Origin of the sequence: Paenibacillus silvestris (assembly GCF_009882985.1) — a bacterium.
Lineage (GTDB): Bacteria > Bacillota > Bacilli > Paenibacillales > NBRC-103111 > Paenibacillus_E > Paenibacillus_E silvestris.
In genome coordinates this window covers 416,508-439,571 of sequence record NZ_WTUZ01000010.1, presented here as the reverse complement: position 1 = coordinate 439,571, position 23,064 = coordinate 416,508, and the positions used below count along the sequence as shown (strand labels likewise).

Annotated in this window: 19 protein-coding genes; all 19 read left to right on the top strand. The window is 44.5% G+C overall.

The window, feature by feature from the left end; translation table 11 throughout:
• Position 1 precedes the first annotated feature (1 nt).
• The 19 genes from proS to GQF01_RS05280 all read left to right on the top strand — a co-directional run bounded on the left by proS (position 2) and on the right by GQF01_RS05280 (position 23,028).
• On the top strand, positions 2–1,450 hold the full coding sequence (proS, locus tag GQF01_RS05370) for a proline--tRNA ligase (RefSeq protein ID WP_161405820.1): 1,449 nt from the start codon (positions 2–4) through the stop codon (positions 1,448–1,450).
• A gap of 68 nt (positions 1,451–1,518) precedes the next feature.
• Positions 1,519–5,826, top strand: a complete 4,308-nt coding sequence (locus GQF01_RS05365) for a PolC-type DNA polymerase III (protein WP_161405819.1) — start codon at positions 1,519–1,521, stop codon at positions 5,824–5,826.
• Between the two features lie 218 nt (positions 5,827–6,044).
• Positions 6,045–6,509, top strand: coding sequence for a ribosome maturation factor RimP (gene rimP / locus GQF01_RS05360; RefSeq protein WP_328803399.1), 465 nt, complete (start codon positions 6,045–6,047; stop codon positions 6,507–6,509).
• Between the two features lie 36 nt (positions 6,510–6,545).
• A complete protein-coding gene (gene nusA, locus GQF01_RS05355) occupies positions 6,546–7,643 on the top strand; it encodes a transcription termination factor NusA (RefSeq protein ID WP_145656402.1) in 1,098 nt (365 codons plus the stop codon).
• 30 nt (positions 7,644–7,673) lie between these two features.
• Positions 7,674–7,988: an RNase P modulator RnpM gene (gene rnpM / locus GQF01_RS05350; protein WP_145656400.1), complete on the top strand. Its 315-nt coding sequence runs from the start codon at positions 7,674–7,676 to the stop codon at positions 7,986–7,988.
• A complete protein-coding gene (locus GQF01_RS05345) occupies positions 7,978–8,307 on the top strand; it encodes a L7Ae/L30e/S12e/Gadd45 family ribosomal protein (protein ID WP_145656398.1) in 330 nt (109 codons plus the stop codon). Before rnpM ends, GQF01_RS05345 begins: the two co-directional genes overlap by 11 nt.
• A complete protein-coding gene (gene infB / locus GQF01_RS05340; protein WP_161405818.1) occupies positions 8,297–11,254 on the top strand; it encodes a translation initiation factor IF-2 in 2,958 nt (985 codons plus the stop codon). The genes GQF01_RS05345 and infB overlap by 11 nt, the downstream gene beginning before the upstream one ends.
• A gap of 6 nt (positions 11,255–11,260) precedes the next feature.
• Complete coding sequence (gene rbfA / locus GQF01_RS05335; RefSeq protein WP_161405817.1) at positions 11,261–11,620, top strand: 30S ribosome-binding factor RbfA; 360 nt, start codon at positions 11,261–11,263, stop codon at positions 11,618–11,620.
• Positions 11,617–12,618 (top strand): DHH family phosphoesterase, encoded by a 1,002-nt coding sequence (locus GQF01_RS05330; protein ID WP_161405816.1) that lies wholly within the window; start codon positions 11,617–11,619, stop codon positions 12,616–12,618. The genes rbfA and GQF01_RS05330 overlap by 4 nt, the downstream gene beginning before the upstream one ends.
• Positions 12,615–13,532 (top strand): tRNA pseudouridine(55) synthase TruB, encoded by a 918-nt coding sequence (truB, locus tag GQF01_RS05325; RefSeq protein ID WP_161405815.1) that lies wholly within the window; start codon positions 12,615–12,617, stop codon positions 13,530–13,532. Before GQF01_RS05330 ends, truB begins: the two co-directional genes overlap by 4 nt.
• A 118-nt stretch (positions 13,533–13,650) precedes the next feature.
• Entirely contained in the window at positions 13,651–14,514 is an 864-nt protein-coding gene (locus GQF01_RS05320) for a bifunctional riboflavin kinase/FAD synthetase (RefSeq protein ID WP_328803398.1), read from the top strand.
• Positions 14,515–14,682: 168 nt separating this feature from the next.
• Positions 14,683–14,952: a 30S ribosomal protein S15 gene (gene rpsO, locus GQF01_RS05315; protein WP_161405813.1), complete on the top strand. Its 270-nt coding sequence runs from the start codon at positions 14,683–14,685 to the stop codon at positions 14,950–14,952.
• A 264-nt stretch (positions 14,953–15,216) separates the two neighbouring features.
• On the top strand, positions 15,217–17,319 hold the full coding sequence (gene pnp / locus GQF01_RS05310) for a polyribonucleotide nucleotidyltransferase (protein ID WP_161405812.1): 2,103 nt from the start codon (positions 15,217–15,219) through the stop codon (positions 17,317–17,319).
• 162 nt (positions 17,320–17,481) lie between these two features.
• A complete protein-coding gene (locus GQF01_RS05305; RefSeq protein WP_235958989.1) occupies positions 17,482–18,534 on the top strand; it encodes a polysaccharide deacetylase family protein in 1,053 nt (350 codons plus the stop codon).
• 106 nt (positions 18,535–18,640) lie between these two features.
• Positions 18,641–19,897, top strand: a complete 1,257-nt coding sequence (locus GQF01_RS05300; RefSeq protein ID WP_161405811.1) for a M16 family metallopeptidase — start codon at positions 18,641–18,643, stop codon at positions 19,895–19,897.
• Positions 19,851–20,339 carry a dUTP diphosphatase gene (dut, locus tag GQF01_RS05295; protein ID WP_161405810.1) on the top strand — a complete coding sequence of 163 codons (489 nt, stop codon included), beginning with the start codon at positions 19,851–19,853 and terminating at the stop codon, positions 20,337–20,339. Before GQF01_RS05300 ends, dut begins: the two co-directional genes overlap by 47 nt.
• 125 nt (positions 20,340–20,464) lie before the next feature.
• Positions 20,465–21,364: a dipicolinate synthase subunit DpsA gene (dpsA, locus tag GQF01_RS05290; protein ID WP_161405809.1), complete on the top strand. Its 900-nt coding sequence runs from the start codon at positions 20,465–20,467 to the stop codon at positions 21,362–21,364.
• Positions 21,361–21,954 carry a dipicolinate synthase subunit B gene (locus GQF01_RS05285; protein ID WP_161405808.1) on the top strand — a complete coding sequence of 198 codons (594 nt, stop codon included), beginning with the start codon at positions 21,361–21,363 and terminating at the stop codon, positions 21,952–21,954. Before dpsA ends, GQF01_RS05285 begins: the two co-directional genes overlap by 4 nt.
• A gap of 36 nt (positions 21,955–21,990) precedes the next feature.
• Positions 21,991–23,028, top strand: a complete 1,038-nt coding sequence (locus GQF01_RS05280) for an aspartate-semialdehyde dehydrogenase (protein ID WP_161405807.1) — start codon at positions 21,991–21,993, stop codon at positions 23,026–23,028.
• The last annotated feature ends 36 nt before the right edge of the window (positions 23,029–23,064 follow it).

Sequence of the window (23,064 nt, the reverse complement as noted above, 5' to 3'; positions counted from 1 at the left end):
TATGTCAAACGATAAGCAGTTTGTTAAAGAGATTACACCACAGGGGGAAGATTTCTCCCGTTGGTACATAGATGTGATCAAAAAAGCGGATCTGATGAGCTATTCTCCTGTTCGAGGCTGTATCGTGTTTAAGCCGGACGGCTACGAAATTTGGGAAAACATTCAACGCGAGTTGGACAGCAAATTCAAAGAAACGGGTCACAGGAACGCTTATTTCCCTCTATTTATCCCAGAAAGCTTTTTCCAAAAGGAAAAAGAGCATGTTGAGGGCTTCAATCCTGAATTACCGTGGGTGACTGAAGCAGGCGGGGAGAAGCTAGAAGAACGTTTGGCGATCCGCCCTACTTCCGAGACCATGATCGGGCATATGTACTCCGAGTGGATCAACTCGTATCGTGATTTGCCTTTGCTGATTAACCAATGGGCGAATGTGGTTCGTTGGGAGAAGCGTACACTGCCTTTCCTGCGTACAACGGAATTCCTATGGCAAGAAGGCCATACGGCGCATGAGGATGAGCAGGATGCTCGCCGCGAAACGATGCAAATGTTAGACGTATATCGTCAATTTGCGGAAGATTTCTTGGCTATCCCTGTTATCGTTGGTCAAAAGACGCCTTCCGAGAAATTCGCTGGCGCAATTGATACGTTCTCCATTGAAGCGATGATGAAAGATGGAAAAGCCGTGCAAGCGGGTACTTCCCACTATCTGGGTACAAACTTTGCAGTAGCTTTTGATATCAAATTCTTGGATCGCGAGAATCAACATCAATTTGCACATACGACTTCATGGGGCGTAAGTACTCGTCTCATCGGAGCGCTGATCATGGTTCATGGAGATGACAGAGGTCTGGTTCTGCCGCCAAAAGTCGCTCCAACACAAGTTATCATGATTCCAATTGGTCCTCCAAAAACGCGGGATCAAGTTATCGCGCGAGTAGACGAGCTATACGCTGATCTTAAAAAAGCAGGTGTCCGCGTGAAAGTGGACGATCGTGCTGATCAAAGCCCAGGCTGGAAATTCAATGAATATGAAATGCGCGGCGTACCGATTCGCGTTGAATTGGGACCACGCGATATGGAGAATGGACAAGTTGTGCTTGTATCTCGAGTAAGTGGAGAAAAGAAAATCGTACAACAAGCGAATTTTGTCGAAGAAGTGCAAAATTTACTTGCTGAGATCCATCAGCAGATGTATGATAAAGCCAAGCAGTTCCGTGATGAGCATTACATCGCTGTGGATTCTATTGATGAATTCAAGACTTTCCTGGAAACAAAACGTGGTTTTGCTTTAGCGGGATGGTGCGGCTCTAACGCATGCGAGGAAACAGTGAAACAAGAAACTGGTGCGACAAGTCGTAATATTCCTTTCACACCTACTGAAACGAAGTCAACATGTCTAGTTTGCGGCGATGCTGCTAAACATACGGTCGTATTTGGCCGCAGTTACTAATTACTACAATAAGGGCAAATGGAGGCAAGTCATCCATTGCCCTTCGTATTTTTATGGGGAGGCTGTTCATGAGTAATTTGGCTGATAAACGGAATCGCTTTGAGCTTTTGATGCAGCAAGCGGAGATTCCAGCCGATGTCGTGCGATCATTTTTTACGGAAGGCTATATCGATCAAGTAGAAATAAGTCGGAAGAATCGCGACTGGACTTTTTACTTGGTGAAAAATGAGTTAGTGCCTCAGAACATTTACCGCTCTTTTTGTAAAATGATTCAAGAAAAATTCGCGCAAATTGCGAAGATTCGTTTTATTTGGAAGTTTGAAGGGGCGGAGCCGGCTGCTTTGGTAGATGAATACTGGAGCTTATTTATGGAATGGCTGCAGCGCGAAGTGCCCTCCATTAACGGCTGGATGGCGAAAGCCAAATATGAAGTACAAGGGCAATCACTATCCCTCATTATGCTGGACGCGATCGGATTAGAGCTTGCCAAGAAGAAGAATATTGATGCCTTCATTCGTGACTTTTTCCATAACTATTTCCAAACGGAATTAACGGTTAAATATGCGATCAGCGATTCAGCCGATGTAGAAACAGAATACAATAAGTTTGCCAAACAGCGCGAGCAAAGTGAAAAGACGATTACACAAGAAATCATGATGTCGATTGACATGGAAGAAGAAGAATCTTCCTTACCGGATGATTTGAAACTTGTCATGGGGTACGACATTAAGGAAGTACCGACTCCGCTGAAGGATATTAAAGAAGAAGAGAAGAAAATTACGGTTCAAGGGACTGTTTTCGGCTTAGATGTTAAGGAATTAAGAAACGGTAACACGTTGTTTACTTTCAATTTAACGGATTTTACGGACTCCATGGCGATGAAGGTTTTTGCGAAATCCAAAGACGATGTGAAGATTATGAGCTTGCTTCAGAATGGAACTTGGATCAGAGCTAGAGGCAAGGTTGAGTATGACCGATTCATGCAAATCCCTGAGCTCGTTATGATTCCAAATGATTTGACGGAAGTCATGGCACCCAAGGATCGAATGGATGATGCTGCTGAGAAACGTGTAGAGTTCCATTTACATACTACGATGAGCACGATGGACGCTTTAACTCCAATTGATCAGTATGTGAAAATGGCTGCAAAATGGGGACATAAAGCCATTGCAGTCACGGACCACAGCAATATTCAATGTTTTCCTGATGCGGGTAAAGCTGCCAAAAAACATGGGATTAAAGTGATTTACGGCGTTGAAGCTAATGTAGTGAACGACTCTGTTCCCATCGTCATGAATGGCAGAGATATTGACTTGAAGCAGGCGACATATGTTATTTTCGACGTTGAGACAACAGGTCTATCTGTCACGAATAACCGAATCATTGAGCTTGCTGGCGTTAAAATGCAAGATGGCAAGGAAATCGATCGTTTTGCAACGTTCATTAATCCACATGAGAAAATCCCTTATAACATTCAACAATTAACGAATATTACAGATGATATGGTGGTTGGAGCGCCTGATATTGAGGTGGAGCTTCCTAAGTTTGTAGAATTTATTGGGGATTCTGTCCTTGTAGCACATAACGCGCGCTTTGATATGGGGTTCCTACAGGCTAATTTGAATCGAATGGGATTGCCTGATGTTACGAACTCTGTCTTAGATACATTGGAACTGGCCAGATTCTTGTTCCCGTCAATGAAGAATCACCGATTGAACACGTTATCCGATAAATTTAAAGTTGGCTTGGATAACCATCACCGTGCGATTGATGACTCCATTGCTTTAGGATTCGTGCTCTATCATTTAATTAATGAGGCTAATGATCGACAAATAACGAGTCTCGCCAAATTAAATGATTACGTGGGTAAGGATTTGTCGAATCAACGCCCATTCCATTGCTGTGTCTATGCTCTTAACGCAGTTGGCAAAAAGAACTTATTTAAACTTATTTCTTTATCCCATACGACCTACTTGCAAAGAGGAGCTACGATTCCGAAGAGCGTGTTAGTCGAGTTTAGAGAAGGACTTCTTATTACGTCCGGTTGTGAAAAAGGGGAGTTCTTTGAGGCTGTTCTTAACAAAACGATCGAAGAAGCCGAACAAGTTTCAGAGTTCTATGATATTTTAGAAATCCAGCCGGTAAGCTACAATATGCACTTGGTTGAAAAAGGACTTGTTGGCAGTGTTGAGGATCTCGAGAATGCTGTACGCCGCGTTTGTGAAATCGGTTATAAAACAGGCAAACCAGTTATTGCAACAGGAAATGTTCATTACCTGCATCCTCGAGAGAAAGTGTGCCGGGACATCACCATTAACGGTATTACAGGTTTTAGTCCGCTTAAATCGATGAAGAAGCCAGATGCTCACTTCCGTACTACGAAAGAAATGCTGGAAGAATTTAAATTTCTGGGTGAAGAGAAGGCCATGGAGGTTGTTGTGCGCAGCACGAATGAACTGGCTGATCGGTTCGAAGCGATTGAGCTCTTCCCTGATAAGCTGTTCACGCCAATTATTGAAGGCGCAGACGACGAAATTCGTAGTACCTGTTACTCTACAGCGAAAAGCATCTACGGCGATGAGCTCCCAGAGGTTATCGTTGCCAGGTTGGAAAAAGAGCTTGTTCCAATCATCAAATTCGGTTTCTCTGCGAACTATTTGATCTCAGAGCGGCTGGTTAAAAAGTCTAATAAAGATGGCTACCTTGTAGGTTCAAGGGGATCTGTAGGATCTTCCGTAGTTGCCATGATGCTTGGTATTTCCGAGGTTAATCCGCTTCCTCCGCATTATATTTGTGTCTCGTGTCAGCATAGCGAGTGGTTCCTGGACGGTAGTGTTCCGAGCGGATTCGATCTCCCGAACAAGGTATGCCCGGATTGTGGCGGAAACCTTAAAGGAGACGGACATGATATTCCCTTCGAAACATTCCTAGGCTTTAAAGGGGATAAGGTTCCCGATATCGATTTGAACTTCTCTGGTGAATATCAACCGATTGCTCATAATTACACGAAAGAAATTTTCGGAGAGAAATGTGTTTTTCGTGCGGGTACCATTGGTACAGTTGCAGAGAAGACGGCTTTTGGTTTCGTGAAAAAATATGAAGAAGAGCAAGGTCAGAAATGGCGGGGCGCAGAGTTGAACCGGTTAGCTGCTGGTTGTACTGGTGTTAAGCGGAGTACAGGACAGCATCCAGGTGGTATTGTTGTCGTTCCTGATTATATGGAAGTGGATGATATCACGCCTGTTCAATTTCCCGCGGATGATAAGAATTCAGAGTGGAAAACAACCCATTTTGACTATCATGCATTTGATGCCAATCTGCTCAAACTAGATATTCTCGGGCACGACGATCCGACGATGATGAGGATGCTGCAGGATTTGACGGGGATTGATCCCACGACGATTCCGATGAATGATACCAAAGCGATGAGCATTTTTAACTCAACGGAAGCGATTGGCGTAAGACCTGATCAGATCCGCTCTCCAGTAGCTACGTATGGCGTTCCAGAAATGGGAACTAAATTTGTGCGTCAGATGCTCCAGGAGACCCAACCGACCTCGTTTGCCGATTTACTGCAGATTTCTGGTTTGTCTCACGGAACAGGTGTTTGGTTAGGTAACGCGCAAGAGCTGATTAAAAAGGGAATATGCAATATTAAGACCGTTATTGGCTGTCGGGATGATATCATGCTATTCTTAATTTATAAAGCAGGTATGGATGCGGGGTTAGCATTCAAAATTACGGAGAGTGTGCGTAAAGGTAAAGGTCTCACGGATGAATGGAAAGAAGAGATGAAACGCTGTAATGTGCCTGCCTGGTATATTGAATCTTGTGAACGGATTGAATATATGTTTCCAAAAGCGCATGCTGCTGCTTACGTCATTTCTGCTGTTCGTACAGCCTTCTTCAAGGTTTATCATCCAATTGCTTACTACGCCACATACTTTAGCGTTCGTGCGGCTGACTTCGATCTCGAATTGTTGTGCCAAGGGTATGACGCAATCCTGAAACGATTGATTGAAATTGAAGAAAAAGGTTTTCAGGCGCTTCCCAAAGAAAAAGCCATGGTCTCCATTCTGGAGATGTCGCTGGAGATGACGTCTCGTGGCTTCAGCTTCAAGCCAATTGATATCTATCGCTCGGATGCGACGCGATTTACGATTGATGGAACCGCATTGATTCCTCCATTTGCCGCGATGTCAGGTATTGGCGAGAACGCAGCCAAAAATATTGCAGCAGCCAAGGACGAGGGAGATTTCCTCTCCGTCGAGGATTTCCAGAATCGTTCTAAAGCTTCCAAAACGATCATCGAGCTATTAACGTCGATGGGGTGTTTCCGAGGTATGCCGGAATCTAATCAGTTGTCACTTTTCTAGATTTCAATGTTTATCGCAGTTGAAAAAATAGCTGTCAAGTGAAAATCATTAACAAGTTTGCTATTGTAATGCAAAGATTGGTTATGGTATAATTTTTATTGGCAATAATGAGGATATCATCTTGTGATTAAAGAGTGGGGAAACCCACTCTTTACATTTTGATATAGGACTTTTCGGGTTATAACTGGGGAAAGTCAATTTAGGAGGTACATTTATCTGTGGTTACACAAGCACACATCAAATCCGTCATTGAGGACATGCTGAAGGATTTCATTGAACAAAATGGATTTGAACTCGTGGATATTGAATATGTCAAAGAGGGCAGCAACTGGTTCCTTCGCGTCTACGCTGACAAAGAAGGCGGAATTGATATAGATGATTGCGGCCGTATCAGTGAATACCTTAGTGTTCAATTGGATGAGAAAGATCCGATTGCTGATGCTTATTTCTTGGAGGTTTCTTCACCAGGGGCTGAACGTCCATTGAAGAAGACGCAAGATTATTACAAGGCCGTGAACAGTCACGTATTTGTTACGACCTATGAGCAGATCGAAGACTCCAAGGAGTTTGAAGGATTATTAGTATCCTTTGACGAACAAGATCTCATCATTGAAATTGGCAAAAAGAAAGTTACAATTCCGTTCACGAAGGTAGCAAGCGCTCGTTTAGCTATCGTATTTTAGTGACCGTTACTTATTGAAGGGGGGGACTCAGTTCAAATGAACACGGATTTCATTGAAGCGCTGTCGGAAATTGAACGTGAGAAGGGTATCTCTAAAGAGTTACTTATCGATGCAATTGAAGCAGCGATGATTTCAAGTTATAAGCGTAATTTCAACACAGCGCAAAATGTACGCGTAGATATCAATCGTCATACTGGTCTCATTAAGGTGTTTGCACGCAAAGCCGTAACTGAGGAAGTACTCGATCCAAGATTGGAAATTTCGCTCCACGCTTCGCGTGAAATTAATCCTAATTATCAACTGGAAGATATTGTTGAAATTGAAGTTACACCTCGCGATTTTGGTAGAATTGCTGCTCAAACAGCAAAACAGGTCGTAACACAGCGTATTCGTGAAGCTGAGCGAGGATTGATTTACAATGCGTTTATTGATAAAGAGGAAGATATCGTTACAGGTATCCTTCAGCGTCAAGATCAACGCAACATTTATGTTGATTTAGGTAAAGTGGAGGCTGTGTTGCCTTTAACTGAACTCATGCCAACAGATAAGTTTAAACAGGGCGATCGGATCAAAGCGTATATCACCAAAGTGGAGAATACGACTAAGGGACCTCAAATCATTTTGTCCCGTACACATCCTGGTTTGCTTAAACGTCTGTTTGAACTCGAAGTGCCTGAAATCTTTGATGGTGTCGTCGAAATTCGTTCAGTGGCTCGTGAGGCAGGATTCCGTTCCAAGATCGCTGTTCACTCACGCAATGCTGAGGTTGACCCAGTAGGTTCCTGTGTTGGCCCCAAAGGTTTACGTGTTCAAACGATTGTTACTGAGCTGCGCGGCGAGAAAATCGACATTGTTCGTTGGATGGAAAGCGTGGAAGAGTACGTGGCCAATGCGCTAAGCCCTTCCAAAGTTCTTGAAGTTCAAATTCATGAAAATGAAAAGATGGCACGCGTCATTGTTCCAGACTATCAACTATCATTAGCCATTGGTATCAAAGGGCAAAACGCCCGACTTGCTGCTAAGTTGACTGGCTGGAAAATCGACATTAAGAGTGAAACACAAGCGGAACAAGAATTTGGCCGAGTGAAAACTTATACAGAAGAAATGCATCAAGATTCAATCAGTATCGATTAAGTTTTTGTTTGGAAGCAAGGGGTGATCGGAATGAAGCAGAGAAAAGTCCCTCTGAGAAAATGCGTGGCCTGCCAGGAAATGATGCCGAAGAGGGAATTGATCCGCGTCGTCAAAACGCCTGAAGATGAAATTCTCATTGATCTTAAAGGGAAAAAGTCCGGGCGCGGTGCCTACTTATGCGGTAAGGTTTCTTGTTTTAAATTGGCAAAGAAAAGCAAAGCCTTGGATCGAGCACTTAAGCATGCCGTAAGCGCTGATATTTATGACCAACTGGAGCAAGATTTTATTCGGGTTGAAGATGAATTCCTCTCCTCCAAAGAGGAGGAATCAGAAGATGAATCCTAAATTTTTTAACCAATTGGGTCTGGCGATGCGGGCAGGAAAGCTTGTTACCGGCGATGAAGGCGTCTTTAAAGCTATTCGTTCGGGAGAAGCCAAACTTGTCATTATGGCGGAGGATGCTTCGGCCAATACACGTAAGAAATTTCAGGACAAATGCCAATTTTATGGGGTAACTCTCATGGAAATCGCAACGAAGTATGAATTGGGCCGCAGCATTGGTAAAGAGATGCGTGTCACCATAGGTGTATTGGACGGAGGCTTCGCGCAGATGCTGCAGAAAAGTCAAGAAAATCCTGCGGAGGTGGAACATATTGACCAATAAACAACAAGATAATAAAGACAAAACCCGCGTATACGAATACGCCAAACAGCTCAACATGAGTAGTAAAGAAATCATCACCATCCTCAAACGTTTAAATATCCCTGTTAACAATCATATGAGTGTAATGGAAAATGACGCGGTTAGTTCCGTGGAGAAATTTTTCCGTGATATAAAAGCTAATGCGGCTGCCAAACGAGCAGCTACGGACGGAGGAAATGTGAGTTCATCAACGACGAATCAGAATCCTGCATCGCAGGCTCCAGCACAAGAGAATAAAGGTGCAGCAACGGGGGCTTCTAAGCCTGTTGCTTCTTCAGAACAATCAGCCAACAATACAACTAGTGGTGCAGTGACACCACAACCAACAACGCAACCAACAACAACTACGCAATCTACATCCAATGCGACAAGTCGCCCATCTCAGCCTCAGCGTGATGGACGTCCTCAAGGCTCTTCGCAAGGCGGCGGACAACGTCCAAGCGGCCAAGGCCAAGGTGGACAACGCACAGGTTACCAAGGCCAAGGCGGACAACGTCCAAGTGGTCAAGGTTCTTCACAAGGCGGGCAACGTACCGGCTACCAAGGTTCTTCACAAGGTGGGCAACGTCCAAGTGGGCAAGGTTATCAAGGCCAAGGTCAAGGCGGGCAACGTACTGGCGGCTACCAAGGCTCTTCACAAGGTGGGCAACGTCCAAGTGGTGGAGGATCAACAGGCGGGTATAACAGCCAACGTCCGAGTGGTCAAGGCTCCTACCAGGGTCAAGGTCAAGGCGGAGCTCCACGCACGAATAGCAACTATGCAGGATCACGTCCTAATCAAGGTGCAAGTGCATCTACTGGCGGAGGACAAAGCGCCAATAGTGGCCGTCCGCAAGGAGCGACCCCTAACCGTAGTGCAGGACCAAATCGTCAAAACAAACCTTTTGACAACCGTAACAATAACCAAAGCGGAAGACCGGTTATTCAAGAAGCTAAGCCACAGTTCCATGTTGGCGCAACGGCAGCTGAATTGGATGATGCAGCAGCGAAAGCTGGTGTGATTACAACTAAGAAATCCAAACCAACGCCTAAGCGTTTTGATGATAACCGCTCTGGCGGCAACCGTGGGCCATCCGGCAACAACCGTGGCAACCAACGCGGCAATAACCGCGGTAGATATCAGCAAGAAACCGTTAAGAAAGAGAAAATTGATAACACACCTAAGAAAATCATCGTTCGCGGCAGCATGACGGTTGGTGAAACAGCCAAATTGCTTCACAAGGATGCTTCTGAAGTTATCAAAAAATTATTGTTCCTAGGAACAATGGCGACGATTAACCAAGAACTTGATTTGGACGCTATTCAATTGATTGCAACTGAATTTGGCGTTGAAGTTGAGATTAAAATTAAAGTTGAAGAAGACAACTTCGAGACGATTGAAGAAGTGGATGATGAGGCAGATCTGCTTGAGCGTCCACCAGTTGTTACGATTATGGGTCACGTTGACCATGGTAAAACGACACTTCTTGATGCTATTCGTAAAACAAGCGTTACCGAAGGCGAAGCTGGCGGAATTACGCAGCACATCGGGGCGTATCAAGTTGAAGTTAATCACAGAAAAATCACGTTCTTGGATACACCAGGTCACGAAGCATTTACAACAATGCGTGCCCGCGGTGCACAAGTTACGGACATTACGATTATCGTTGTAGCTGCAGATGACGGTGTAATGCCACAAACCGTAGAAGCGATTAACCACGCTAAAGCGGCTGGTGTTCCAATCATTGTAGCTGTGAACAAGATTGATAAAGAAGGCGCAAATCCTGACCAAATCAAACAAGCACTTACAGCTTATGAATTGGTTCCGGAGGAGTGGGGCGGCGACACAATTTTCTGTGAAATTTCCGCGAAACAACGTATCGGACTTGAAAATCTCTTAGAGATGATCTTGCTCGTAGCGGAAGTACAAGAGTACAAAGCTAACCCGAACAAACGTGCAAGAGGAACAGTTATTGAAGCTGAGTTGGATAAAGGAAGAGGCCCAGTGGCTCGTGTCTTGATTCAACATGGTACGCTTAAAGTAGGAGACAGCTTCGTAGCTGGTGTTCATTTCGGCCGTATCAGAGCAATGGTGAATGATAAGGGCAAACGCTTGAAAGAAGCAGGTCCATCTACGCCAGTTGAGATCACAGGACTAACGGATGTTCCTCAAGCTGGAGATCCATTCTTGGTGTATGAAGATGAGCGTAAAGCGAGAGATATCGCAGATCGTCGTTCGATTGCACTGCGTCAATCCGAGATGACGGCTAATTCACGCGTGACATTGGATGATCTCTTCAAGCACATCAAAGATGGCGAAATCAAGGATTTGAATGTCATTATCAAAGGTGACGTTCAAGGATCTGTTGAAGCACTGAAGAGCTCGCTTGAGAAGATCGAAGTGGAAGGCGTTCGCGTCAAAATCTTGCATAACGGTGTAGGGGCGATTACGGAGTCTGATATTATTCTTGCTTCGGCATCCAATGCGATTATTATCGGCTTCAATGTTCGTCCAGAGTCAGCTGCTAAAGCTACAGCAGATCAAGAGAAAGTTGATATTCGTCTGCATAATATCATTTACAACGTTATTGAAGAAATCGAGCAAGCAATGAAAGGCATGCTGGATCCAATCTTCAAAGAAGTTGTTCTTGGTCAAGCTGAAGTACGTAACGTGTTCAAAATTACGGGTTCAGGAACAATTGCTGGCTGTATGGTTACATCAGGCAAAATTGCTCGTAACGCTCAAACTCGCTTGATCCGCAGCGGTATTGTCGTTCACGAAGGCAAAATTGATTCCTTGAAACGTTTTAAAGATGACCAAAAAGAAGTCGCACAAGGTTATGAATGTGGTATATCTCTGGAGCGTTATCATGATATTAAAGAGGGCGACATTATCGAAGCCTTCATCATGGAGTCCGTTGAGAGGTGATAACAAATGGCTAGAGTGCGTGTAGGTCGAGTAAGTGAGCAAGTCAAGAAAGAAATAAGCCAAATCATTCAATCCGAGTTAAAAGACCCGCGAATTGGTTTCCTAACCGTTACGGGTGTTGAAGTAACCAATGATCTTTCTATAGCGCGTGTATTTCTAAGCGTTATGGGTACGGACGAACAGAAAGAGGCCACTCTCAAGGCGCTTTCTGCAGGTTCCGGTTACATCCGTTCCGAGCTTAACAAACGAATTCGGTTACGGAAGATCCCAGATTTACAATTCAAGTTCGATGCGTCTATCGATTACGGCAGTCATATCGAAAACTTGCTTCATAAGCTAAACAAGGAAGGAAATCCAAATGTATGAGTAACAGAATGATACATGCCACCGAATACAGCGAGCAGCTGGAAGCAGCAGCTAAGTTTATCGAGCAGCATGATGATTTCTTGGTGGTATCTCACATCCAGCCGGATGGGGATGCCGCCAGCTCTACATATGCGATGGGTTGGCTTCTGAGTCAACTTGGGAAGACTTTCACCATGATGAATGAAGGTGCAATGCCTTCTAAATTCTCTTATTTATGGGGAAGCGATCAGGTACTTGATTTTAGCAAAGAGGTCCCAAGTAGACGTTACAAGACCATAATAAGTGTTGATTGTGCTGATTTCTCCAGAATAGGTAGGGTCAGCACTCTTTTTGATGAACAAGCCCAGTTGCTCAATGTTGATCATCATCCAACCAATGATAGATTTGGTTCGTGTCACTTGATCAAACATGATGCGGCCGCGACTGTTCAGATCTTGTATGATTTAGCCATACATATGAACATGAGTTTGAATTTAGCTTTTGGTGATTGTATTTACACAGGATTGCTTACAGATACAGGTGGCTTTCGTTACTCGAATACTTCGCCGGAAGTTATGCAAATTGGAGCGACCTTGCTTGCTTTAGGCGTGCAGGGGGCCGAAATTGCTGAGCAAGTATTAGAGCGAGTGACGTATTCGCAAATTGTTCTTCTTCAAAAGGCGTTATCTACCCTATCCTTTGCGCATGAACGTAAGCTAGCCTGGCTCGCAGTATCTCTAGCTGACTTAGAGTCTACAGGGGCTTCTAGTGAAGATCTAGATGGCCTTGTTAACTATCCTCGTAATGTAGAAGGCGTTGAAGTGGGGATGCTATTTAAAGAGAAAGCACCCGGTGTAATTAAAGTAAGTCTGCGCTCTTCAGGACTTGTCGATGTTGCAGCGATCGCTCAATCCCTTGGTGGAGGCGGTCATGTGCGTGCATCAGGCTGCACAATCCAAGGAACAATTGAAGAAGCTGTAGCAAGAATGGTTCAGGAAGTAGGGAGCAAGCTGATATGACGTTAGAGGGCATTTTGCCTGTTTGGAAACCAGAAGGCTTCACATCTCATGATGTTGTTGCCAAAGTCAGAGGCATACTTGGAATTAAACGCATCGGCCATACCGGAACATTAGATCCCCAAGTGACAGGCGTACTGCCGCTTTGTATTGGACGAGCAACCCGAATGGTTGAATATATACAGGAACTGCCGAAGGAATATGAAGCGATTATTCGAATCGGCCTTTCAACAGATACAGAAGATATGACTGGCAACGTGTTAGAGGAAGTTCCTCTTGTACAATTGGAAGAGACGGTTGTCCGCGAAGCTTTGCTTCGATTTGTTGGAGAGATCGAGCAGACGCCTCCAATGTTCTCGGCTGTTAAGGTCGACGGGAAACGGCTGTATGAGCTAGCTCGTGAGGGCAAAGAAGTTGAGCGCAAATCTCGTAAAGTAACCATCCATCAGTTAGACATTCTTCATATGGATTTGCAGCAGGAGCATCCGGAAATTCATTTTCGAGTTTCTTGCTCTAAAGGGACCTATATCCGAACTTTATGCGTTGATATAGGCAAAGCTTTAGGATATCCTGCGGTTATGAAAAGTTTAATTCGGACTTCCACCGGTAGTATCCGTAAGGAACAGTGTTTGACCTTTGAGCAAATCAAAGACTTGAAAGCACAAGGCCTGTTAGAAGGCTATATGATTCCTATGGATCAAGCCATATCTCATATTCCGTCTGTTGAGCTTTCCGAACAAGAAGCCACTCATGCGCAGCAAGGAAAAAGGATTGCAATGGCTGAGAGTCGTATAATAGGTGCAGCAGTGGGTTCTCAAACTTTGCTTCGTGCTTATTCTCCGGACAAAAGGTTTCTAGGGCTATTTGAATGGCAAAGCGCCAGCCAAATCCTGATCCCTTCAAAAGTATTTCTTTAACCCATTACCTTCAGGGACAGGTTGAAATGGATAGGTGAATTGAACTTATATGCAAATAATACCAATATCATATCCCATAGATTTTGATACTCCACATGTTTTTGTTGGAGAGCAGGTAGTGGCTATAGGTGATTTTGATGGTGTGCATTTGGGACACCGAGAGGTCATTGGACGAGCCTTACTTACCGCCAAAAAGCTTGATCTACCAACGGCTATCATGACCTTTCATCCGCATCCTAGAGCGGTAATGGGGCAGGATAAATATATTGATCTCTTGACACCAATGAAAGAGAAGATGGAGATATTTGCCTCGCTGGGTGTCAATCATACCTACATTGTTACCTTCGACGCTTCGCTAATGCGGCTGACCCCGGAACTATTCGTGGATCAAGTATTGGATCGGCTTGGTGTGAACAGTGTCATTTGTGGTTTTGATTTCACTTTCGGCTATCAAGGCAAAGGCAACCCGGATTCGCTTTGTGAATTGAGTCATGGGAAATTTTCTGTAGAAGTGGTGAGACCCTTTCAAATGGACGGCGAAAAAGTTAGTTCAACACTCATTCGTGAATCATTGCAACAAGGGGATATTGACACAGTTACTAGACTGCTTGGTCGTCCCTACAGCATTAGCGGTATTGTGATAGATGGAGAAAAGCGGGGAAGACTGTTAGGGTTTCCAACGGCTAATCTTCAATTGGATGAGGCTTATGTCATCCCTACCAATGGTGTGTATGCGATTAAAGCTTCCGTCAATGGGGAAACCTATAAAGGTGTCATGAATATTGGCGTGAAGCCAACCTTCGCTACTGGGGAATTGAAACCATCATTTGAAGCTCATTTGTTTGATTTCTCTGAGCAAATTTATGGTGAACACATGAAGGTAGAACTTATTGCTTTCCTTCGTCCAGAGCGTAAATTCTCGTCCATTGACGAACTGGTTGCACAAATCAAGGTCGATGCAGAAGCTGCAAGGAATAAATGATAACTTGCGCAGTAGAAACAAACATTTACTTCTACTGTGCGATTATGTTATACTGATTAACGTTGCCCAGAGGACAATTCCTTGGCATGAACCTTAGCTTGGATAGACGCTATCATCGGCGATTTCTAGGCTTACGGGGATACAATAGAATTTAGGAGATGAACAATCATGGCATTAACACAAGAACGCAAAACACAACTGATTCAAACTCACAAGGTACACGATACCGATACGGGTTCACCTGAGGTACAAGTAGCAATCCTTACAGAGAACATTGTTAACCTTACGAATCACCTTCGTACACACAAGAAAGATCACCACTCCCGTCGTGGTTTGCTTAAAATGGTTGGACAACGCCGTAAGCTTCTTGCATACGTGAAGAACAAAGATGCAAGCCGTTATAGTGCTTTGATCGCGAAACTTGGTTTGCGTCGTTAAAACCGACAATGAGAAGCAACCTGTTGCTCCTTTGCTGGGCTTGATAAAGCTTGCGCAGAGAGTGGCATCGAGGTTGCTTTTTCTTGTATTTTTAAAACGGAAAAAGAAGGAAATACTAGACACTACGCAGAAATAGAGGATGACTCAAGTGCTAGGCATTTTGCTCGATACATACAGAGTCTAAAGTTTGAGGTTATTGACCTCCTTTTCTGTGAATGCGCATCAAGACACATAATGAATAAGAAATTTCCTTAGGAGGATTTTATGGAGAAAAGGGTACAAATGGAACTTGGCGGTAAACCGTTCATTCTTGAAACGGGCAGACTTGCCAAACAAGCCAACGCAGCAGTTACCGTTCGCTATGGTGATACGGTTGTGCTAAGTACAGTTACAGCATCCAGTGGACCGAAAGACCTGGATTTTTTCCCGTTAACTGTGAATTATGAAGAAAGACTGTATTCCGTAGGTAAGATTCCAGGCGGATTTATTAAGCGCGAAGGTCGCCCAAGTGAAAAGGCTATTCTTGCGAGCCGTTTGACGGATCGTCCGATTCGTCCGCTCTTCCCAGAAGGCTTCCGTAACGACGTTCAAATCGTGTCCATGGTCATGAGCGTGGATCAAGAGTGTCCACCAGAAATCGCGGCAATGATCGGAACTTCCGCAGCGCTTGCAATTTCTGATGTTCCTTTCAACGGCCCTGTTGGCGGTGTAATTGTTGGACGTGTGGATGGTCAATTCGTTATCAACCCAACGGGTGAGACAGCGGAGAAAAGTGATCTACATTTGACTGTTGCTGGAACGAAAGACGCAATCATGATGGTTGAAGCAGGCGCCAACGAAGTCTCTGAGGATGTTGTGCTCGAAGCTATCATGTACGGACATGATGAAATCCGCAAAATTGTTGCGATGATCGAAGAGTTGGTTGAAATCGCAGGCAAGCCAAAAATGGAAGTTAAACTCCATGCGGTTGACGCTGAAGTAAACACGGCAGTTCGCGATTTCGCTCAGGCAAGACTGGTCGATGCCATCAAAATATCGGAGAAACATGCAAGACAAGAAGCAATCGATGTTGTGAATGCTGCAGCGGTTGAACATTTCACAGCTTTGTATGCGGAAACACCGGGATTGTTAGGCGATGTTAAAGAAACGCTTTATGATATCGTTAAAGAAGAAGTTCGCCGTTTGATTACACATGACAAAGTAAGACCAGATGGACGTAAATTGGAAGAAATTCGCGCGATCGACTGCGATATTGACTTGCTGCCGCGTACACACGGTTCTGGCTTGTTCACACGTGGACAAACTCAAGCGCTAAGCATTTGTACACTAGGCGCACTAGGTGATGTTCAGATTCTGGATGGCCTGGATCTTACAGAAACGAAACGCTTCATGCATCACTATAATTTCCCACCGTTCTCCGTAGGTGAAGCAAGACCGCTTCGTCCACCAGGTCGTCGTGAAATTGGACATGGTGCACTAGGAGAGAGAGCTTTAGAGCCGATCATTCCTAACGAAATTGATTTCCCTTACACGATTCGTCTTGTATCTGAAGTGTTGGAGTCCAACGGATCTACATCCCAAGCAAGTATTTGTGCAAGTACATTAGCGCTTATGGATGCAGGGGTTCCAATTAAGGCACCAGTTGCTGGTATCGCGATGGGTCTGATCAAAGATGGCGATCATTTCTCCATTTTGTCCGATATTCAAGGGATGGAAGATCATCTTGGCGATATGGATTTCAAAGTTGCTGGTACAGCAGAAGGTATTACAGCGCTTCAAATGGACATCAAAATCGATGGTATCGATCGCAGCATCCTTCAGCAATCTTTGCAACAAGCCAAAGAAGGCCGTTTGCATATTTTAGGCAAAATGGTTTCACGTATCTCTGAACCGAAGAAAACTCTTTCCGAGTACGCGCCGAAAATTTTGACAATGAACATCAACCCAGATAAAATCCGTGATGTTATCGGAGCTGGCGGTAAAATCATCAACAAAATTATCGAAGAAACTGGCGTGAAAATTGATATCGAACAAGACGGCCGTGTCTTCATTGCTTCCTCTAATCAAGCAATGAACGAAAAAGCACGTTCCATCATTGAAGGTATTGTGCGTGAAGTAATCGTCGGTGAAACGTATCTTGGAACTGTAAAACGCGTAGAGAAATTCGGAGCTTTCGTTGAGATTCTGCCAGGTAAAGAAGGACTGGTTCATATTTCTCAAATCTCCACAGAACGCGTAGCGAAAGTGGAAGATGTCGTTAACGTTGGCGATCAAATTACAGTGAAAGTAACTGAAATTGACCAACAAGGCAGAGTAAATCTTTCTCGCAAAGCTACATTAACTTCGCAAGTCCCGGCTCAAACTTAGGCCGAGTGACTTGTGAAGTCCCTTTTTCATAGGTTGAGTTATGGATAAAGAGTCAGATCAATCTGTCTCTTTTTTGCTATTCAGTCAGGCATGGACATGCCCGGTTCTACTCTTGTCCCTTTCTGCATACACTCAGGACATGAGGAGAAGGGGGATCAGTCTATGCGCTACAAGAAGTGGCTTCTACTGGGAAGTTTTTTTGCTGTGATCATACTTGCCTTAGATACTATCCCTAATGTAGGTACTTATATTCAGTCCGTGAAAAATGGACAAAGTCCCTATGTATTCGGGACAGACTGGGAGGACGAAGAAGCGCTGCCAGTTTTCGCAATGGAGCCGGCTAGTTCTAACCCATCTGATCCGCCTAAAAGCATTAATTTATTAGATACAATTAAGCAAGAAGCTGAGAAACGTAAAATTGCTCCGATCGATGCGAAAATAGATCCAGTGTGGAAAGCAATTCCAGGCTATAACGGGCTTGAAGTTGACATTGCAGAAACACTTAAGCTTGCTGAACATAAGTTGACACCTGGCAAAATCAATTACGTCATGAAAGAAGTCTCTCCAAGTATCCAGCTAGATGATCTGGGACCGAATCCAATCTATAAAGGCAATCCCAAAAAGCCCATGGTATCGTTTATGATCAATGTTGCATGGGGCAATGAGTATTTGCCGAGCATTCTTGAGACGCTGCGCAAAGAAAACGTGCACGCCACATTTTTTCTCGACGGTTCTTGGCTGAATAAAAATGTAGAGATGGCGAAAACCATCCAGAATGCAGGTCATGAATTATCTAATCATGCTTATTCACATAGGGATATGAGAAATGTCAGCCGAGGTAAGGCCGTGGAGGAAATTTCCAAAACCGAGCAATTGCTCAAGCAGCAGCTAGGTGTGAACAACACGCTTTTTGCGCCACCTTCGGGCTATTTTAACCAAGAAACAGTGCAAGTAGCTGCCGAGTTTAAACTAAAGACGGTACTATGGACCTTCGATACGATTGATTGGAAAAATCCCGGGGCTGACCGAATTTTGCAGCGGCTATCTTCCAGTGTCGAACCAGGCTCGCTCATTTTGATGCATCCGACGCCTTCTTCCCGCGATGCACTGCCAGGTATGATCCGAATGATCAAAAATAAGGGATTAACCATGGGTACGGTAACGGAATTGCTTTCCTCAAAACGGGTGGATGAAGCAAACCAAATTGTCAAATGAGGAGCGGACAACCTACAAAGTTGAGTCGCTCGCACATTTTTGTTAGACTGAGGAAGTATAATTTGGAAATGGGAATTTACGGGCTTCATTTTGAGGAGGAAACTTAGTGATCAAATATCGCTTACATAATGGCTTGAGAGTGGTTATGGAACAAATCCCTACTTTTCGATCGGTTACGTTCGGAATTTGGGTGAAGACTGGCTCGCGTAATGAGTCTCAAGAACAAAACGGCATTTCGCACTTTATTGAACACATGCTGTTCAAGGGCACGGAACGTCATTCAGCAAAGGATATTGCCGAGATATTTGATGGAATTGGCGGAAATGTCAATGCATTTACCTCCAAGGAGTATACTTGTTATTATGCCAAAGTACTCGATGAGCATTTGCCGCTCGCTATGGATGTGCTTTCCGACATGTTCTTTAATTCCTCCTTTGATGAAGGGGAGCTGGAGAAAGAAAAGGGAGTCATATATGAAGAAATTTCTATGTACGAAGATACACCGGATGATTTGGTCCATGATTTATTAGCGAAGGCTTCTTATGGAACTCATCCATTAGGTTATACGATTCTTGGTACAGCTGAGAATTTATCCAAAATGAAGTCCGATGATCTTCGTACTTATATGAAGAAACATTATAATACGGAGAATACCGTGCTTAGTATTGCTGGCAATATTGATGACAGTGTTCGCGAGCTGATTGAGAAGCATTTTGGCGGTTTCGCACAAGAAGGTGTGGAAACGAGTTATGATGCGCCGGATTTTGTTGGAGATTTGATGTTCCATGCTAAAAAAACAGAACAAAATCATATCTGTCTCTCACTGCCAGGTCTGTCCCTGCAAGAGGAAAACCTGTACCCCATGGTGCTGCTTAATAATGCGATCGGCGGGGGGATGAGTTCCAGACTGTTTCAGGAAATCCGTGAGAAGCGCGGCTTAGCTTACTCCGTATATTCGTATCATTCTTCGCATATCGATAGTGGAATGTTTACTATTTACACAGGTACTGCTCCTAAACAAACAGAAGAAGTGTTGAAAGTAACGATGGAGTTACTGCATGATATTGCGGTAAAAGGCATGCTGGAGTCTGAGTTGAAAAAGGGGAAAGAACAGCTGAAAGGCAGCTTGATTCTTAGCCTTGAGAGCACGAGCAGCCGCATGAACCGTTTTGGGAAAAATGAGCTGATGACCGGTAAGCATTACAGTCTGGATGAGATGCTCCAGCGCATTGACAGCGTACAAATGGAGCATATTCAAGCGTTAACCAAAACGCTATTTTCGAAGTCTTTTGCCCTTTCTATGGTAGGGAATTCGGATGACGTCATCAGCAGCTTCAGGAGGGATCAGCTTGTCTCTCTCTAAGTTTGATGTCCAAATAAAACGAGTTTCCGGGCAGGAGGATATCCTCTTGCCTCAGAAAATGTCTGCAGCCGCAAGTGGTTTTGATCTTCATGCCGCTGTTAACGAATCTGTTATTCTTGCTCCAGGAGAGCGCCGGCTTATACCTACTGGCTTTGCACTTAGCATGCCGCCTGAGCTAGAAGCTCAGATCCGCCCTAGAAGTGGTTTGGCTTTCAAGTATGGCATTACGACGCTGAATTCACCAGGAACCATTGATGCTGATTATCGTGGTGAAGTGAAGGTTCTGCTGATCAACCATGGACAGGAAGCGTTCACGATTGGGCGTAATGAGCGTATTGCACAGATGGTGTTTCAACTCGTACCTCAGATTGATTTAGTGGAAGTTGAAGAGTTGACGGAAACGGAGCGAGGCTCTGGCGGCTTCGGTCACACTGGAAGATAATAAGTAGAAAGAAGAACCTCTGTATAGGGGTTCTTTTTTTGTTTCAAAAAGCAGTGGCACCCATCCTTAGGCGAACGCATACTATAACGTATCGAAACGGACCGAGAAAGGGGTGTAAGCAAAGAATGCTTACTGGGATTTCGGTTGCTTTCATGGGTGGAGACGCCCGGCAGCTAGAAGTAATTCAGAAATTTACCGAGCTTGATGCGTCAGTGACATTAATCGGTTTTGACAATCTCGGGAGGCAATTTAGCAGTGTTACGAATGCTAAACTAGATCCCGTCCTGCTTCAAACGGTTGATGTTCTTATTTTGCCGGCTGTAGGTACGGATGATTCGGGACAAGTGGAATCTATTTTCTCAAGTGAAGAGATGAGATTGACGGACGTTCATATTTCTTCGCTACCGAAGCATGCCAAAGTGTACACGGGAATGGCCAAAAGTTATTTGAAAAGTCTTTGTGCCGCACATGGGATTGGCGTTGTGGAGTTATTTGATCGGGACGATGTCGCGATATACAATTCCATTCCGACAGCTGAGGGCGCTCTGATGATGGCGATACAGAACACGGATATCACCATTCATGGTTCTGTATGTATGGTATTAGGTTTTGGTCGCACAGGTTTCACCATGGCCAAAACTCTGCAAGGTTTAGGGGCTACCGTTAAGGTAGGGGTAAGGAAACCAGAGCATTTCGCGAGGGCATGGGAGATGGGTTTTCAGCCTTTTTATACGAAAGATCTGTATCCGGAAGTGGGGAATATTGACTTGCTTTTTAACACAATTCCGACTATGATAGTCACAGCGCAAGTTATTACCAATATCCCACATCGCGCGCTTATCATCGATTTGGCTTCTAAACCTGGCGGAACGGACTTCCGATTTGCCGAGAAAAGAGGCATTAAAGCGATGCTGGCGCCCGGATTACCTGGCATCGTCGCCCCCAAAACAGCTGGCCGCATTATGGCGAACACATTAAGTCAGCTGATCGAGGAAGACTTCAGAGACAGGAGCGATGTGGAATGAATTGGCAAGGGAAAACAGTCGGTTATGCGTTAACCGGTTCTCACTGTACGCTGGAAGAGGTAATGCCTCAAATTCAGAGATTTGTAGATGCAGGTGCACGCGTCATTCCGATTGTATCCAATACGATCATGACAACGGACACACGCTTCGGTAAATCGGCGGATTGGCAGCAGCAGCTTAAGGACATAACAGGCAACAACATCATTTCGACAATTGTAGATGCAGAACCACTAGGTCCATCCAAGCTGCTTGATGTGATGGTTATTGCACCGTGCACTGGAAATACAACTAGTAAGCTAGCAAATGCGATGACAGAAAGTCCTGTACTTATGGCAGCGAAAGCGCAAATGCGGAACTTACGTCCGTTAGTTTTAGCTATTTCAACCAATGACGGACTGGGTTTGAATGCGATGAATATCGCTAAGCTTCTGATTACGAAGAACATTTATTTTGTTCCTTATGGTCAAGATGCACCTGGAGCTAAGCCAAATTCGTTGGTGGCTCGAATGGACTTGATTATGGAAGCTTGTGAATCTGCGTTGGAAGGCAAGCAATTGCAACCCATGATTATTGAGAGATTTCAATACTAATTTCATATATAAATCTTGAAGGGGAGAGACCAGCTCATGTCCAACCAGAAGCTTTTCAACATCGCAGTCGTCGGAGCAACAGGCGCAGTAGGTGAACAAATAATCCGTCTATTAGAACAACGGAATTTCCCCATCAAGGAATTAAAATTGCTTTCTTCCGCTCGCTCAGCGGGTGTAAAGATCCCTTTCAAAGGTCAAGATGTAACCGTTCAAGAAGCTACCCCTGATAGCTTTGAAGGTGTAGATATTGCCTTGTTTAGCGCCGGCGGCGACGTTACTAAAGCATTAGCTCCGCATGCGGTTAAAGCAGGTGCAATTTGTATTGATAACACAAGTGCTTACCGGATGGATCCGGACACACCTCTGGTTGTTCCAGAAGTGAATGTTGACAAAATCAACGAGCACAAAGGTATCATTGCAAATCCGAACTGTTCCACGATCCAGATGGTTGCAACGCTGAAGCCTTTATACGATCGTTATGGTATTTCTCGTATCATCGTATCGACGTATCAAGCTGTTTCTGGAGCGGGCGCGAAAGCTATTCATGAAATGTTGAGACAATCGAAAGAGGTACTTGCAGGAAACGATGCGAAGCCGGACATTTTGCCAGTTGGCTCTTTGCCGGTGAAGCACCAAATCGCATTTAATGCAATCCCCCAAATCGACAAATTCCTCGACAATGGATTTACCAATGAAGAAATGAAAATGATTCTTGAAACGAAAAAGATTATGGGTGACGAGTCCCTTGAAGTGACTGCCACTTGTGTGCGTATCCCAGTTGTATATGGACATTCAGAGTCCGTTTACGTGGAATTGAAGGAAGATTTCGACGTAGAAGAAGTGAAGACATTGCTTGCGAATGCTCCTGGCATCGTGTTAGTTGACAATCCGGCTGAGCAGCAGTATCCATTGGCAACAGATGCAGCAGGCAAGCTGGAAACATTTGTTGGACGCGTACGCCGCGATTTGAGCAACCCAAAAGCACTGAATATGTGGATTGTTTCTGACAACCTGCTCAAAGGCGCTGCTTGGAATGCTGTGCAAATTGCTGAATATATTGCTATAGAACAATAATCAGCATAACTGCGATCAAGTTGCAGTGAATATGGG